Origin of the sequence: Arenimonas metalli CF5-1 (assembly GCF_000747155.1) — a bacterium.
GTDB lineage: Bacteria > Pseudomonadota > Gammaproteobacteria > Xanthomonadales > Xanthomonadaceae > Arenimonas > Arenimonas metalli.
In genome coordinates, this window is the sequence record NZ_AVCK01000022.1 from 44,661 (window position 1) to 58,874 (window position 14,214).

Annotated in this window: 12 protein-coding genes; 8 read left to right on the forward strand and 4 right to left on the reverse strand. The window is 72.0% G+C overall.

What is annotated here, in order from left to right:
• Position 1 precedes the first annotated feature (1 nt).
• From hemB to N787_RS08515, 3 genes are all read right to left on the reverse strand, one after another.
• Positions 2–991, reverse strand: coding sequence for a porphobilinogen synthase (hemB, locus tag N787_RS08505; protein ID WP_034212806.1), 990 nt, complete (start codon positions 989–991; stop codon positions 2–4).
• A gap of 94 nt (positions 992–1,085) precedes the next feature.
• Positions 1,086–2,729, reverse strand: a complete 1,644-nt coding sequence (locus N787_RS08510) for a PA domain-containing protein (protein ID WP_052575302.1) — start codon at positions 2,727–2,729, stop codon at positions 1,086–1,088.
• Positions 2,722–3,129: a post-PEP-CTERM-1 domain-containing protein gene (locus N787_RS08515; protein ID WP_052575303.1), complete on the reverse strand. Its 408-nt coding sequence runs from the start codon at positions 3,127–3,129 to the stop codon at positions 2,722–2,724. The genes N787_RS08510 and N787_RS08515 overlap by 8 nt, the downstream gene beginning before the upstream one ends.
• 175 nt (positions 3,130–3,304) lie before the next feature.
• Between N787_RS08515 and N787_RS08520 the strand changes: the two genes are divergently transcribed.
• Genes N787_RS08520 through N787_RS08530 form a run of 3 tightly spaced genes read left to right on the forward strand, consistent with a single transcriptional unit; the run spans position 3,305 to position 8,367 of the window.
• Positions 3,305–4,147, forward strand: a complete 843-nt coding sequence (locus N787_RS08520; protein WP_052575304.1) for an ABC transporter permease — start codon at positions 3,305–3,307, stop codon at positions 4,145–4,147.
• A 37-nt stretch (positions 4,148–4,184) separates the two neighbouring features.
• On the forward strand, positions 4,185–5,699 hold the full coding sequence (locus tag N787_RS08525) for an ATP-binding cassette domain-containing protein (protein WP_052575305.1): 1,515 nt from the start codon (positions 4,185–4,187) through the stop codon (positions 5,697–5,699).
• 40 nt (positions 5,700–5,739) lie between these two features.
• On the forward strand, positions 5,740–8,367 hold the full coding sequence (locus tag N787_RS08530; protein WP_052575306.1) for a bifunctional diguanylate cyclase/phosphodiesterase: 2,628 nt from the start codon (positions 5,740–5,742) through the stop codon (positions 8,365–8,367).
• Here the strand turns inward: N787_RS08530 and N787_RS08535 are convergent.
• On the reverse strand, positions 8,364–9,338 hold the full coding sequence (locus N787_RS08535; protein WP_034212660.1) for an NAD-dependent epimerase/dehydratase family protein: 975 nt from the start codon (positions 9,336–9,338) through the stop codon (positions 8,364–8,366). The genes N787_RS08530 and N787_RS08535 overlap by 4 nt on opposite strands.
• 128 nt (positions 9,339–9,466) lie before the next feature.
• On the opposite strand from N787_RS08535, the gene N787_RS08540 reads away from it, so the two are divergent.
• The 5 genes from N787_RS08540 (at position 9,467) to N787_RS08560 (ending at position 14,189) form a co-directional block, all read left to right on the forward strand.
• The gene (locus tag N787_RS08540; RefSeq protein WP_034212662.1) at positions 9,467–11,092 is read left to right on the forward strand and encodes a PAS domain-containing protein; all 1,626 of its coding nucleotides are present in this window, start codon (positions 9,467–9,469) and stop codon (positions 11,090–11,092) included.
• Between the two features lie 151 nt (positions 11,093–11,243).
• On the forward strand, positions 11,244–11,669 hold the full coding sequence (locus tag N787_RS08545; RefSeq protein WP_034212664.1) for an SPFH domain-containing protein: 426 nt from the start codon (positions 11,244–11,246) through the stop codon (positions 11,667–11,669).
• Between the two features lie 107 nt (positions 11,670–11,776).
• The gene (gene rsmG / locus N787_RS08550; protein ID WP_034212666.1) at positions 11,777–12,424 is read left to right on the forward strand and encodes a 16S rRNA (guanine(527)-N(7))-methyltransferase RsmG; all 648 of its coding nucleotides are present in this window, start codon (positions 11,777–11,779) and stop codon (positions 12,422–12,424) included.
• A gap of 71 nt (positions 12,425–12,495) precedes the next feature.
• Positions 12,496–13,278, forward strand: a complete 783-nt coding sequence (locus N787_RS08555) for a ParA family protein (protein ID WP_034212667.1) — start codon at positions 12,496–12,498, stop codon at positions 13,276–13,278.
• On the forward strand, positions 13,275–14,189 hold the full coding sequence (locus N787_RS08560) for a ParB/RepB/Spo0J family partition protein (RefSeq protein WP_034212669.1): 915 nt from the start codon (positions 13,275–13,277) through the stop codon (positions 14,187–14,189). Before N787_RS08555 ends, N787_RS08560 begins: the two co-directional genes overlap by 4 nt.
• The last annotated feature ends 25 nt before the right edge of the window (positions 14,190–14,214 follow it).

Consider the following 14,214-nt stretch of genomic DNA (forward strand, 5'->3'; position numbering starts at 1 on the left):
GTCATTCCTCCTTGAGCCAGCGCGCCGCATCGAGCGCGAAATAAGTCAGCACGCCATCGGCGCCGGCGCGCTTGATCGACACCAGCGACTCCAGCGCGCAGGCGCGTTCGTCCAGCCAGCCGTTCTGCGCGGCGGCCTTGAGCATCGCGTACTCGCCGCTCACCTGGTACACGAAGGTGGGCGCGCCGTAGTGGTCCTTCACCCGCCGCACGATGTCGAGGTAGGGCAGGCCCGGCTTGATCATCACCATGTCGGCGCCTTCCTCGAGGTCGAGGCCGACTTCGCGCAGGGCCTCGTCGGAATTGGCGGGGTCCATCTGGTAGGTGTACTTGTTGCCCTTGCCGAGCGCGCCGGCGCTGCCCACGGCGTCGCGGAACGGGCCGTAGAAACTCGAGGCGTACTTGGCCGAGTAGGCCAGGATGCGGGTGTTGAGGTGGCCGTGCTCTTCCAGCGCCTCGCGGATCGCGCCAATGCGGCCGTCCATCATGTCGCTGGGCGCCACCACGTCGGCGCCGGCGTCGGCGTGCGACAGCGCCTGCAGCACCAGCGCCTCCACGGTTTCGTCGTTGACCACGTAGCCGCTGTCGTCCACCAGGCCGTCCTGGCCATGCGTGGTGTACGGGTCCAGCGCCACGTCGGTGATCACGCCAAGCTCCGGGAAACGCTGCTTGAGCGCGCGGATGGCGCGCTGCGCCAGCCCGTTCTCGTCCCAGGCGGCGGCGGCATCGAGCGACTTCGCCTCGGGCGCGGTGACCGGGAACAGCACGATCGCCGGGATCTTCAGCGCCACCGCCTGCTCGGCGGTACGCAGCAGCTCGTCGATGGACAGGCGCTCGACGCCCGGCATCGAGGCGACCGCGGCGCGGCCCTGCAGTTCGTGGATGAAGACCGGCAGGATCAGGTCGTCGGCGCTGAGCCGGTGCTCGCGCATCAGGCGCCGGGAGAAATCGTCGCGGCGCATGCGCCGGGGGCGGGTGTACGGGAAGGCCATGGCGTTCGACGGGTCCACGCGGATCAGGTGCCCCGATGATACGCCGCTGGCCGGGGAAACACCGGGGGCCGGACGCGCCGGCCCCCGGTTCGACTCAGCGCTGGCGCGCGGCGCAGGTGGCGATGCGGCCCTTGCTGCGGCCTTCGATCAGGCCGGCTTCGACCAGGCTGTCGGCATAGGCCGTGATGCAGTCCTGGTACTCCCCCTTGTCGGCCGCGAAGGCCGAGCAGACCAGCGAACGCGCCTCGATGCTCGCGCCCACGGCGATGCCGGACGGATCCACCACCGGCACGCCGGTATCGCAGCTGCCCAGCGTGGCGTTGCCGGCCGAGGTGCGCCAGCCGGTGTCGCGGAACAGCGCCGGCGTCAGGTCCACGTCGAGGTCGCCGCGCAGGGTGCCGGTGATCGACGGTTCCATCAGTGCGTTCGGGTTCAGCGCGGTGTCGAAGTGCGAGAACGTCGATCCCGGCGCCAGCGCCGCCGGCGTGTTCAGGCGAACGCGACCGAGCGCGTCGGCGCCCACCCGGCGCACCGGGTCGGCCACCGCCGCCACCGTGGCCCCGGGCGCCAGCGCACGGATCTGCCCGCCGGCTTCGAGGCTGATACCCAGCACCGGGACGGTGACCGCGGGGTCCACGCCGCCCGGCTCGATCACGCCCGGCACGTTGTTGGCCACGAGCACGCCGATGGCCCCCGCGGCCTGGGCGTTCACCGCCTTGATCGCGAACGCGCACACGCCGCGATCGACCAGCGCGATCCGGCCCGCCACGTCGGCGGCATTGGCGAGCGGCGTGCAGGCATCGGCGCCGGCATCCACGCCGTCGTCGGCCAGCGCGATCGTGCCGGCGAACTCCGGCCCGGTCACCGCCGGACCCAGGCTCGAGCGCCCCACCGGCAGCGGCGACGCGATGCCGCTGACGTTCAGCGCCAGCTCGGGGTCGAGGTAATCCGGAGCCACTGCCGACACGTCCGGACCGGTCCACACCGTGCCGCCGGCGTTGCGCACCGCGAACTGGCGCTCGGCCGCGGTCATGTCCGGGAAGGCCTTGCCAAGCGTGTTGTTGAAGGCATTGGCCAGGTACACGTCCGGGAAGCCCGGCGAGCCCGCCGGATTCACCGGCGACGGCGCCGCGAAGCCGAACAGGTTGCCGGTGGTGACGTTGAGGAAGCTCTGGAAGCCGATGCCGTGGCCGATCTCGTGCATCACCACGTTGAGGAAGTTCACCGCGCCCGCCGGCGTCTGGCCGTCGAGGCCGTAGTACCAGTCGGCGCCGCCCAGGCAGGCCGGGTCGCCGCTGATGCGGCTGTTGAACTGCGAGTTGATGTCGAGCAAGCCCGGGTTGAGGTCCACGCCGACGATCGATTCGGTGAGCGCGACGTTATGCCAGGTGCCCGGCCGCGTGGCGCCCGGGAAATCGCGGAACACCGAGGTGGTGCCGGCGGAACCCAGCACCGCGCCGGTGGCGGTGCAGGCCTGCGGGATGAAGCGCGCGCCGACCCGGATCGGCACGTCGGACTGCATGATCGCGCCCCACATCTTCGCGGCGTAGGCGTAGGCCACCTGGCGCTGTTCGCCCAGGGTGGTGCCCGGGTTGCCGCCCTGCGGCGCGCGCGGGGACGGATCGTCGAGGCCGGCGCCGGTGCCGGCGTCGAGGTTCACCACCACGATCTCGGCGGCGAACGCGGGCGCAGCGAACAGTGCCGCCGCCAGGGCGAGGGCGAGCGAGGACTTAGTCATGGTCGTGGCCCTCCGCGGTCGCTTCGGCATGGGTGACGACGAGCCTGCCGTCGGCGTCGCGGGTCGCCACCACCTGGCTGTCCAGGCTTTCGGGGACCTGCATGGACACGGTGCCGTCGGCGTGGCGGACCTGGGTCTGCAGGGCCTCGCTTTCCGTCGCGGGGCGTACGAGGGCGGCGGCGCCCGGCGCGGGCTTGCCGCGCGATTGCGCGGCCAGGCGGGCGGCGTCGCGCTCGAGTTCGCGGTCCTCGGCGACGGTGGTGGCGCGCAGCCGGCCGGTTTCCCGGTCGATGGCAGTCTTGCTGCCGGGGGCCGTGCCGTCCTCGGCAAGCACGGGCTGGGTGAAGCACAGGGCGAGCGCCAGCGAAACGGCGACGGGCCGGAGGGGCGTGATCTTCATGCGTGACTCCAGAACAGGTGGATGGACGCAGGACCGGGCCGGGAGCCGCGGGGCCGACGGGGGTCGGCGGCGCGTACGGCAGTCGCCTGCAGCGTGACGGGCGGGCGGCGCCGGTACGATGTGACCGAAAGCGTGCTCCCCGTCACGGAGCCTACGAAGGCATGATCAGCACGGCATGAAGAGTTCGTCATCACCACGCGAAGGCCTGCCGCGCCAGGCCCGGCTCTGCCTCGCGGTCATCGCGCTGCTGGCCGCCGCCTGCTGGCTGGCCCTGCTGCTGCCCGGCCACGACCCACACCAGCCCGACTGGAACGCGCTGTCGTCGCCGCCGTCGCTGGCGAGCGGCCACTGGTTCGGCACCGACGCGATCGGCCGCGACATCCTGGCGCGCACGCTGGCCGGCGGGCGGCTATCGCTGACGGTGGGCGCGCTGGCCACGGCGGTGGCGCTGGTGATCGGCCTGGCCTACGGCGCCGTCGCCGGTTACGCCGGCGGCCGGGTCGAGCGCGCGATGGTGCGCGTGCTCGACCTGTTGTCGGCCCTGCCCTTCCTGCTGATCGTGATCCTGCTGCTGGCGCTGTTCGGGCGCTCGCTGTGGCTGCTGCTGGCGGCGATCGGCGGCTACGTCTGGATCGACCTCGCCCGCGTGGTGCGGGCCGAGGCCGCGCGCCTGCGCGAAGCGCCCTTCGTGCTCGCGGCGCGCGCGGCCGGCGCCCGCTTCGACCAGGTGCTGCGCTGGCACCTGCTGCCCAACCTGATGCCGCTGGCACTGGTTTACCTGGGCCTGATCCTGCCGCAGACGATCCTGGTCGAGAGCTTCCTCGGCTTCCTCGGCCTCGGCGTCGACGAACCCGCGGCCAGCTGGGGCAGCCTGCTGCACGAAGGCAGCCAGGAGCTCGACACGGCGCCGTGGTCGCTGCTGTTCCCGGCCGGCTTCCTGGTCGCCACGCTCGCGAGCTTCCAGTTCCTGGGCGACGGCCTGCGCGACTGGCTCGACGTGCGCGGGGCGTCGGCATGAGCGCGCCCGGGTCGCCGCGCGATCCCGGGGCCGCGGCATGAGCGCGCTGCTCTCGCTGTGCGGCCTCGAGGTGTCGACCGGCCCGCGCCGCCTGCTCGGCCCGCTCGACCTCGACCTGCACGCAGGCGACTGCCTGGGCCTGGTCGGCGAAAGCGGCAGCGGCAAGAGCCTCACCGTGATGTCGCTGCTGGGCCTGCTGCCGCCCGGGCTCGCCGCGCGCGGCATGCTGCATTGGCAGGGACAGGCCATCGCCCCGGGCGGCCGCGACCACGCCGCGCTGCGCGGCCGCGCCATCGCCTGGATGCCGCAGGACCCGCAGGCCAGCCTGCATCCGCTGCGTCGCGTCGGTGCCCTCTTGGTGGAAAGCCTGCGGGTGCTGCGCGGCCTCGATGCCGCCGCGGCGCGGCGCGAAGCGCTCGCCCTGTTCGACCGCCTGCAACTGCCGACGCCCGGCGAATTGTTCGATCGCTACCCGCACCAACTTTCAGGCGGCCAGCGCCAGCGCGTGCTGCTGGCCCTGGCCCTGGCGGGCCAGCCGCGCCTGCTGCTGGCCGATGAACCGACGTCGGCGCTCGACCCGCGCCTGGCGAAAGAATCACTGGATCTCATCGATGGCCTCCGCCGCGAGCTCGGCCTGGCCGTGCTGCTGGTCAGCCACGACCTGCCGCTGGTGGCCGCTTACGCGCAGCGCGTCGCCATCCTGCGCCGCGGCGAATGCGTCGAGGCCGGCGACGCCGCGCACGTGTTCGCCAACCCCGCGCATGCCTACACCCGCGAACTCCTGGCCGCCGACCGCCTGCCCGCGCCGGAGCCGTCGGCGCCCGGCCCCCGCCTGCTCGAAGTGGACGCGCTCAGCGTGCACTACCCGCGCGCGCCGGCGCCGTCCGTGAGCGAGGCCAGCCTGTCGCTGCACCGCGGCGAGTGCCTGGCCCTGGTCGGCGAAAGCGGCAGCGGCAAGAGCACCCTCGGCCGCGCGCTGCTGCGGCTGATGCGCGGCGACACCCGGGGCCGCATCCTGGTCGACGGCGAAGACCTGCTGCAGGCGGGCCGCGTCCGGCTCCGGGCCCTGCGCCGGCGCATCGGCGTCGTGTTCCAGGATCCGTACGCCTCGCTCGACCCGCGCATGCGCATCGGCGACATCGTGGCCGAGCCGCTGCGCATCCACGCCCTGGGCGAACGCGGCGAATACCCCGCCCGCGTCGCCGCACTGCTCGGGGCCGTCGGCCTGGACCCGGCCCTGGCGGATCGCTGGCCGCACCAGCTCTCCGGCGGCCAGCGCCAGCGCGTCGCCATCGCCCGCGCCCTGGCCACCGACCCGGACCTGCTGGTCTGCGACGAAGCCGTGTCGGCCCTCGACGCCCACCACCGCGCCGGCGTGCTGGCCCTGCTGGGCCGGCTCAAGCGCGAGCGCGGCCTGGCCCTGCTGTTCATCACCCACGATTTCAGCGCGGCGCGGGCCCTGGCCGAGCGGACCGCGGTCATTGCCGGGGGCCGGCTGCAGGCCTGCGGCGACACGGCGTCGGTCCTGGGGGGCGGCGTGAAGATCGGCTGATACACTCGGGCCAGTCCCCCGGGGAGGGGGTGGAATCCTGATGCCGCACACGCCCCTAGCGCCCAGCTTCGCCCCCGCCGCCAATCCGGCGGCGACGCGCAGCGACGACACCGCCGCCCTGGCCGCCGAGGTCCAGCGCCTTCGGGTGGACGTCGAGCGCCTGGGCAAGGCCGAGCGCCTGCAGCGCGCGCTGTTCGCCATCTCCGACCTGGCCAGCTCCGACGAGGACACGGCCACCGTGCTGCGCGGCCTGCACGAGATCGTCGGCCGGCTGATGTACGCCGAGAACTTCTACATCGTCCGGTTCTCGCCCGAGACCGAGTCGATGCGCTTCATCTACTTCGCCGACAGCCTCGACCCGGTCTGCCCGGACCCGAACGAGGAATTCAGCGCGGAGAAGATGGCCAACAGCCTGACCCTGGCCCTGATCCGCCGCGGCAAGCCGGTGATGGGCCCGTCCGACGAGGTGCGGCGCGAACTCGCCGTGTCCCGCGACGAGACCCTGGGCCCGGACAGCGAGGACTGGCTCGGCGTGCCGATGGTGGACGAAGGCGTGGTGCGCGGCGCGGTGGTGGTGCAGAGCTACGACCCCGACTCGCGCTACACCGAGGACGACCGCGCGCTGCTGGGCTACGTCGCCCAGCACATCCTCACCGCCCTGGCGCGGCGCGAGGCGCAGGAGGAGCTCGAGCGCCGCGTGGACGAGCGCACCCGCGAGCTGCGCGAGCAGGTCACCGAGCGCGAGCGCAGCGAGAAACTGCAGGCCGCCCTGTTCCGCATCGCCGAGCAGGCCGGGCGCAGCGAGAGCATCGAGGTGTTCTACGCCGAGGTGCACGGCATCGTCAGCGACCTGCTCGACGCCCGCAACTTCTTCATCGCCCTGCTCACCGACGACCGGCAGGAGCTCGACTTCCCCTACTCGGTGGACGAACGCGACCAGAAGCGCCCGCGCCGGCGCCTGGCCCGCGGCCTGACCGAGTACGTGCTGACCACTGGCGCGCCGCTGCTGGCCGACCGCGGGCAGGTGCGGGCGCTGGTGGCGCGCGGCGAAGTGATGTCCTTCGGCACGCCCTCGGTGTGCTGGCTGGGCGTGCCGCTGCACCTGGACGGCAAGGCCGCCGGCGTGATCGCGGTGCAGAGCTACACGCCCGATTACCTCTACACCCGGCGCGACCAGGAGCTGCTGAGCTTCGTCTCCTTCCACATCGCCCAGGCGCTCGACCGCCGCCGCGCGAACGAGTCCCTGCGCCTCGCCTACGCCGAGCTCGAGCAGCGCGTGGCCTCGCGCACCAGCGAGCTGGCCGACGCCAACCGCGAGCTGCTCGACCAGATCTCGGTGCGCGAGCGGATGGAGCTCAAGCTCAAGCACGAGGCCCTGCACGACACCCTCACCGGCCTGCCCAACCGCAGCCACCTGCTGGGGCGGATGGGCCAGGCGCTGTCGCGTTACCGGGCCGATGCGCGCCAGCTGTTCGCGGTGCTGTTCCTCGACCTCGACCGCTTCAAGGTGGTCAACGACTCGGTCGGCCACCTGGTCGGCGACGAACTGCTGAAGGAAGCCGCGCGCCGCATCGGCGGCTGCGTGCGCGACCCGGACATGGTGGCGCGCCTGGGCGGCGACGAATTCGCCATCGTGCTCGACTTCATCCACACCGCCGACGACGCGGTGGCGGTGGCCGAGCGCGTGATCGTGGCGCTGGCCGAACCGATGCGCATCGCCGGCAAGGAGCTCTACACCTCGGCCAGCATCGGCATCGCCCTGGTGGACGGCCGCTACCGCCGTCCGGAAGAACTGCTGCGCGACGCCGACGTGGCGATGTACCGCGCCAAGGCCACGGGCCGCCAGCGCTACGCCATCTTCGACGAACACCTGCACGAGGCGGCGCTCAAGCTGCTCGAGCTCGAGGGCGACCTGCGCCGCGCGCTGCAGCGCCAGGAGTTCGAGCCCTACTACCAGCCGATCGTGAACCTGGCCGACGGCGGCCTGGTCGGCTTCGAGGCGCTGATGCGCTGGCACCACCCGGCGCGCGGCCTGAGCGCGCCCGGCGAGTTCATTTCCATCGCCGAGGAAACCGGCAGCCTGGAATACATGGACTGGCAGATCTACGACCTGGTCTGCCGCGACACCAAGCGCCTGTCCGCGCGCAACGCCTACACCACGCTCAACGTCTCGCCGCGGCACCTGCGCGCGCCCGATTTCGACCAGCGCCTGCTGGAGCTGATGTCGCGCCACGGCGTGAAGCCCGGCCGCCTGCGGCTGGAGGTCACCGAGGGCGCGCTGCTCGAGCAGCCCGAGGAAGTGAACGCCTGCCTGGGCCGCCTGCGCGAGGCCGGCGTGCTCACGCTGCTCGATGACTTCGGCACCGGCTATTCCTCGCTCAGCTACCTGCACCGCTTCCCGCTGCATGGCCTGAAGATCGACCGCAGCTTCGTGGCCGAACTGCGCAGCGGCGAGAGCGGCGGCAGCACCGCCATCGTGCGCGCGATCCGCCTGCTGGCCGATTCCCTCGGCCTGGAAGTGATCGCCGAAGGCATCGAGACCGAGCAGCAGCGCTACCAGCTGCGCCTGCTCGGCCTGAGCCTGGGCCAGGGCTACTTCTTCGCCAAGCCGGCCTCGGCCGGCGACATCCTCGCCCGCTTCGGCATGGAAGGCGGCACCCCGGGCTAGCCCGACAGCAGGCCTTCGGCGCGGAGCCAGGCGATGGTGTCGGCCAGCAGCGCCGGCAACGGCGTGCTGCGATAGCCGAGCTCGCGCTCGGCCTTGCCGGAATCGACCTTCAGGTGGTGGCAGGTGAAGGCCACGGCGGCCGGCGTCAGGTCGGGGCGCTTGCGGGTGATCCGCGAGCCCAGGTCCAGCGTGCGGGCGAGGCCACGCAGCAGCCAGGCCGGCATCGGCTTCGTCGGCGCGGGCTTGCCGAGCTGGCGGCCGATTTCGGTGACCAGCGACTGGAAGCTGGCGTGCTCGCCGCCCACCAGCCAGGTCTCGTCGCGCGCCGGCTGGCGCCATGCCCGCACCTGCGCGCGCGCGATCTCGCGCACGTCGGCGAACGCCCCCGAGCCCGGCGGCGCGCCCGGCAGCTTGCCGGCATCCACGAGGCGGATCAGGTTCGACCAGTTGTTGCGGTCGCCCGGCCCGAGGATGTGCGAGGGCTGGAAGACCAGGAAGGGCAGGCCCGATTCGCGCACCAGGCGCTCGGCCGCGTACTTGGTGCGCTCGTAGTTGATCCAGGACTCGGCGCCGCGCTGCGGCACGTCCTCGCGCAGGGTCTGGTGCACGAGGTGCGAGTAGGCCGAGACGCTGGAGGTATGCACGACGGTGGTGACGCCCGCCGCGCGCGCGGCCTCCAGCAGGCGTGCGGTGCCGCCGACGTTGGTTTCGGTCTGGGCGGCATCGCCCGGGCCCCAGTTGTTGGTGTCGGCGGCGGCGTGGAAGACCGCCGAGACGCCCTCCATCGCGGCGGCCAGCGACGCCGCATCGCCCAGCTCGCCGCGCACCGGCAGCGCGCCCGCGGCGGCCACCGCGGCATCGCCGCCGGCGCTGCGCGACAGCCCGCGCGCCTTGGCGCCGTCGGCGACGAGCTCGCGCAGCAGGTGCTGGCCCAGGAAGCCGGTGGCGCCGGTGACGAGGACGGTAGGCATGCGGGTTCTCGGCGCGGGGGTGCCGAATGGTTACCTGCCCGCCGGGTATTGGCAAATGGGTCTCGCACGCGTGCGTGAATGGAAACTTTCGCCCCCTCCCCGAACGGACCGGAACCTATACTGGCCCCATGCCCGCCACGCCACCCGACCACCTGCTGCAGCTGCTTCCCGATGTCGTCGTGCAGACGGATTCGCAGTGGGTTGTCACGTACCTGAACCCGGCCTGGCAAAAAGTCACGGGGCATCCGCTGGCCGGCACGATTGGCCACTCCTTGCTCGACTTCGTGCATGCCGACGACCGCGGCACGCTGCGCTCGGGCATGCCGGTGTTCCGCCTGCGTTTCGCCGGCGGCGAGTACCGCTGGGTGCGCCTGCAGCTGCAGGCCGACGTGGATGAGCGCGAGCGCGTGCTCAGCCGCCAGGGCCTGCTGGTCGAGATCACCGAGGTCACCGAGCAGGTGCTGGTGGAGGTGCGGCAGCGCTTCCTGCGCCTGCTCGAAACCATCGACGGCGTGGTCTGGGAGGCCGAGCGCGGCGTGGGCAACACCTTCCTCAGCCCGCAGGTGGAGCGGCTGTTCGGCTACACGGTGGAGGAGTGGCGCGCCGACCCGGGGTTCTGGCGCGGGCACCTGCACCCGGAGGACGTCGGGCAGGCGCTGGCCATCGACGAGGCCGCTTACAACGCCACCCACAGCTACGCCTACGAAATGAACTACCGGCTGATCGCCAAGGGCGGCAAGGTCGTCTGGGTGCGCGACCTGTGCCGCGCCATCGTCGAGCCGGGCCGGCCCAACCGCATGATCGGCCTGATGATCGACGTCAGCCAGCAGAAGCAGACCGAGCTCGAGCTGGTGCAGTCCGACGCGCGCTACGCGCTGGCCACCCGCGGCTCCAACGACGGCATCTGGTACTGGAACCTGGCCGAGGATGTCTTCCACGCCTCGCGGCGCTTCCACGAGATCCTCGGGCTCGACGACGCCGATGCGCAGCACGACGACGGCTGGGCCTTCCTGGGGCAGCGGATCGACCCGGACGATCGCGAGCGCGTGCAGGCGGCCTACCGGCGCCACCTGGCGGGCGAACGCCCGGACTTCTCGGTGGACTTCCGCGCACTGCACGCGTCCGGACGGCTGGTGTGGGTGAACTGGCGCGGCGTCGCACAGTTCGAGCAGGGCCGGCCGGTGCGCATGGCGGGATCCCTGAGCGACCTGGCGCAACGCGGCAGCTCCTACGATTTCCTGACCAGCCTGCCGGGGCGGCCGCTGTTCCGGGATCGCCTGGAGCACGCCATCGCGGTGCAGCAGGGCGCGGTGAGCCGGGAAGAACGCCTGGAACGCCAGGGCGACGCCACCTCGTTCGCGGTGCTGCTGCTCGACCTCGACCAGTTCAAGGCGGTCAACGACACCTTCGGCCACCACGCCGGCGACCAGCTGCTGCAGCAGGTGGCGCGCCGCCTGGAAGGCAGCGTGCGGCCCGCCGACCTGGTGGCGCGCATGAGCGGCGATGAGTTCAACGTGCTGCTGGAGGCGGTGGACGAGCCCACGGCCACCGCGCGCGTCGGGCAGATCGCCGCGGCGCTGTCGGCGCCCTACCGGCTCGACGGGCGGACGGTGGAGGTCGGCGCCAGCATCGGCGTGGTCGTCAGCCAGCCCGGGCTTTCGAGCACCGACGACTACCTGCGCGCGGCGGATGCGGCCATGTACCGCGCGAAGAGCCAGCGGCTCGGCGTGTGCCTGTTCAAGGCGGATCGCTGAGGGCTTCGCCCGGCGGCCCGCGGTCGTAGGCCCTGCGGGCCCTGGCGTTCCCGCCGCCGTCAATCCCGCGCTGGCCGTATTGTGAAACCAGTCACGTTTCGAAGGTTATGCTTGAGCAACACTTCCTAACCCCCCGATCCCGTTGGCAATCATGAGCCCGCTGCTGCCGCTCCCCCTGCCCCTGGCCTCCCTGGCCTGGCTTACCGGCTTCCGGCGGGTGCCCGACAACTGCGTGGTCACGGTGCATCGCTTCGGGCGCTTCGTGCGGGCGCTGGGCGCCGGCTGGCGCTGGACGGTACCGGGCCTGGACCAGTTGGGCCAGCCGGTCTGCCTGATCGGCCACCACCTCGACATCCCCGCCGACGAAGGCGCGCACGCCGAGCTGTACTACCAGATCCTCGACCCGGCCCGGGCCGGCGCCAACCTCGACCGCGTGGACGCCCTGGTCAGCGACCAGGCCCGCGATGTGCTGGCCACCCTGCCCACGCCCGCCGTCGAGCAGTTCAAGGCCGAGATCAACCGCCGCATCGGCGGCCTGGGCCTGCGCGTCATCCGCGCCGCCCTCCACGCCGCCTGAAGCCAAAAAAGGGGTCAGAGTAAATATTTGTTTGAAACGGCTTGGCTCGCCCGCCGTTTCAAACAAATATTTACTCTGACCCCTTTTTTGCCGCGACAATGGCGGGCATGAATCCGCTATCGCACCTCCTGCCCGAGCTTGAATCGGGCCTGGTCGCGCTGGGCCTGCCGGCGCAGCCGCTGGCCGGGCGCCTGCTCGATTACCTGGCCCTGCTCGAGCGCTGGAACGGCACCTACAACCTCACCGCCATCCGCGACCCGCGCGAGATGCTGTCCAAGCACCTGCTCGATTCGCTGTCGATGTGGCGGCACGTGCAGCCCGGCAAGCTGGCCGACCTGGGCACCGGCCCGGGCCTGCCCGGCATCCCGCTGGCGCTGGCCGTGCCGGGCCTGCAGGTCACCCTGGTCGAGAGCATCAGCAAGAAGTGCCGCTTCCTGCGCGAAGCCGTGCGCCAGCTCGGCCTCGACAACGTGCGCGTGCTCGACGCCCGCGCCGAGGCCGTGGACGAGCCCGGCCAGTACGACCAGATCACCGCCCGCGCCATGGACACCCTGGCCGGCATCCTCGCGGTCGGCGGCCATCTGCTCTCGCCCGGCGGCCGGCTGCTGGCGATGAAGGGCCAATACCCCGAGGCCGAGCTGGCCGCGCTGCCGCCCGGCTGGCGGCTCGAATCGGTGCAGCCGCTGGCCGTCCCGGGCCTCGAAGGCGACCGCCACCTGGTCACGATCACCCGCGACCCCGCGCAGGCGGCATAATCCCCCGTTCGGGCCACGGCCCGATCCGCGCCACCAACCCCCGGTCACCGCGACCGGCGCCAGGAGTCTGCATGGGCCGCATCATCGCCATCGCCAACCAGAAGGGCGGCGTGGGCAAGACCACCACCGCCGTGAACCTGGCCGCCGCGCTCGCCGCGGTCCCGCGCAAGGTGCTGCTGGTGGACATGGATCCGCAGGGCAACGCCACCATGGCCTCGGGCGTGGACAAGCGCGAACTGGAGAACTCCAGCTGCGAAGTGCTGCTGGGCGAATGCCCGGCCAGCGCCGCCATCGTCACCACCCCGGAAAACTACGACCTGCTGCCCGGCAACATCGACCTGACCGCCGCCGAGATCCGGCTGATGGACGAGTCGGCCCGCGAGCAGCGGCTCAAGACCGCCCTGGGCGCCGTGCGCGAGCAGTACGACTACATCATCGTCGACTGCCCGCCCTCGCTGTCCCTGCTCACCCTCAACGCCCTGGCCGCGGCCGACGGCGTGATCGTGCCGATGCAGTGCGAGTACTTCGCGCTCGAGGGCCTGAGCTCGCTGGTGGACACCATCAACGCGCTCAAGGGCAAGCTCAACCCGGCGCTGGAGATCGAAGGCATCGTCCGGACCATGTTCGACGTGCGCAACAACCTCGCCAACGCGGTCTCGGGCGAGCTCACCAAGCATTTCGGCGACAAGGTCTTCCGCTCGATCATCCCGCGCAACGTGCGCCTGGCCGAGGCGCCCAGCCACGGCCAGAGCATCGTCGGCTACGACCGCGCCTCGCGCGGCGGCATTGCGTACCTGGGGCTGGCGGGCGAGATCGTGCGGCGCGAGAAAAAGATGTTGAAGGAGTCGGCATGAGCACCAAGAAGCGCGGCCTCGGCCGCGGCCTGGAGGCCCTGCTGGGCACGGGCAACAAGGGCGCGGCGCCCGTCGCCGAAACCGCGGCGGCGTCCGGCGAGGGCCTGCGCAGCCTGCCGATCGACCACCTGCAGCCCGGCAAGTACCAGCCGCGCACCGGCATGGACCCGGCCAAGCTCACCGAGCTGGCCGAGTCGATCAAGGCCCAGGGCCTGATCCAGCCGATCGTGGTGCGCGAGATCGGCACCGGCCAGGACGGCCTGCCGCGCTACGAGATCATCGCCGGCGAACGCCGCTGGCGCGCCGCCACCCAGGCCGGCCTGTCCGACGTGCCGGTGGTGCTGCGCGAGGTCGACGACCGCGCCGTGATCGCGATGGCGCTGATCGAGAACATCCAGCGCGAAGACCTCAACCCGCTGGAAGAGGCGCAGGCCCTGAGTCGCCTGATCGACGAATTCAGCCTCACCCACCAGCAGGCCGCCGAGGCCGTGGGCCGCTCGCGCGCCGCGGTGTCGAACCTGCTGCGCCTGCTCGAGCTGCCCGACGGCATCCGCGAGCTGCTGGAAACCAAGCAGCTGGAAATGGGCCACGCCCGCGCCCTGCTCACCCTGGCCCCGCAGGCCGCGCTGGCGCTGGCGAAGGAAGCGGTGGCCGAAGGCTGGTCGGTGCGCGAGGTCGAGCGCCGCGCGCAGCTGCTGGGCAAGGGCCAGATTCCCTCGAAGAAGCCGGCCAAGCCGAACGGCAAGAAGATCGACGCCGACATCGCGGCGCTTGAGCGCGAGCTCTCCGAGAAGCTGAGCGCCAAGGTCGCGGTGCAGCACGGCCGCGGCGGCCGCGGCAAGCTGGTGATCAGCTACCACGGCCTCGATACGCTCGACGGCATCCTCGAGCGGCTGCGCGGCGGGCAGTAGGCGAGCCTGGCCTTACATAAGGGAA

Excerpts from the sequence above, each read along its gene's own strand:
- hemB (WP_034212806.1), bottom strand. The coding sequence starts at position 991 with ATGGCCTTCCCGTACACCCGCCCCCGGCGCATGCGCCGCGACGATTTC.
- N787_RS08510 (WP_052575302.1), bottom strand. The coding sequence starts at position 2,729 with ATGACTAAGTCCTCGCTCGCCCTCGCCCTGGCGGCGGCACTGTTCGCT.
- N787_RS08515 (WP_052575303.1), bottom strand. The coding sequence starts at position 3,129 with ATGAAGATCACGCCCCTCCGGCCCGTCGCCGTTTCGCTGGCGCTCGCC.
- N787_RS08520 (WP_052575304.1), top strand. The coding sequence starts at position 3,305 with ATGAAGAGTTCGTCATCACCACGCGAAGGCCTGCCGCGCCAGGCCCGG.
- N787_RS08525 (WP_052575305.1), top strand. The coding sequence starts at position 4,185 with ATGAGCGCGCTGCTCTCGCTGTGCGGCCTCGAGGTGTCGACCGGCCCG.
- N787_RS08530 (WP_052575306.1), top strand. The coding sequence starts at position 5,740 with ATGCCGCACACGCCCCTAGCGCCCAGCTTCGCCCCCGCCGCCAATCCG.
- N787_RS08535 (WP_034212660.1), bottom strand. The coding sequence starts at position 9,338 with ATGCCTACCGTCCTCGTCACCGGCGCCACCGGCTTCCTGGGCCAGCAC.
- N787_RS08540 (WP_034212662.1), top strand. The coding sequence starts at position 9,467 with ATGCCCGCCACGCCACCCGACCACCTGCTGCAGCTGCTTCCCGATGTC.
- N787_RS08545 (WP_034212664.1), top strand. The coding sequence starts at position 11,244 with ATGAGCCCGCTGCTGCCGCTCCCCCTGCCCCTGGCCTCCCTGGCCTGG.
- rsmG (WP_034212666.1), top strand. The coding sequence starts at position 11,777 with ATGAATCCGCTATCGCACCTCCTGCCCGAGCTTGAATCGGGCCTGGTC.
- N787_RS08555 (WP_034212667.1), top strand. The coding sequence starts at position 12,496 with ATGGGCCGCATCATCGCCATCGCCAACCAGAAGGGCGGCGTGGGCAAG.
- N787_RS08560 (WP_034212669.1), top strand. The coding sequence starts at position 13,275 with ATGAGCACCAAGAAGCGCGGCCTCGGCCGCGGCCTGGAGGCCCTGCTG.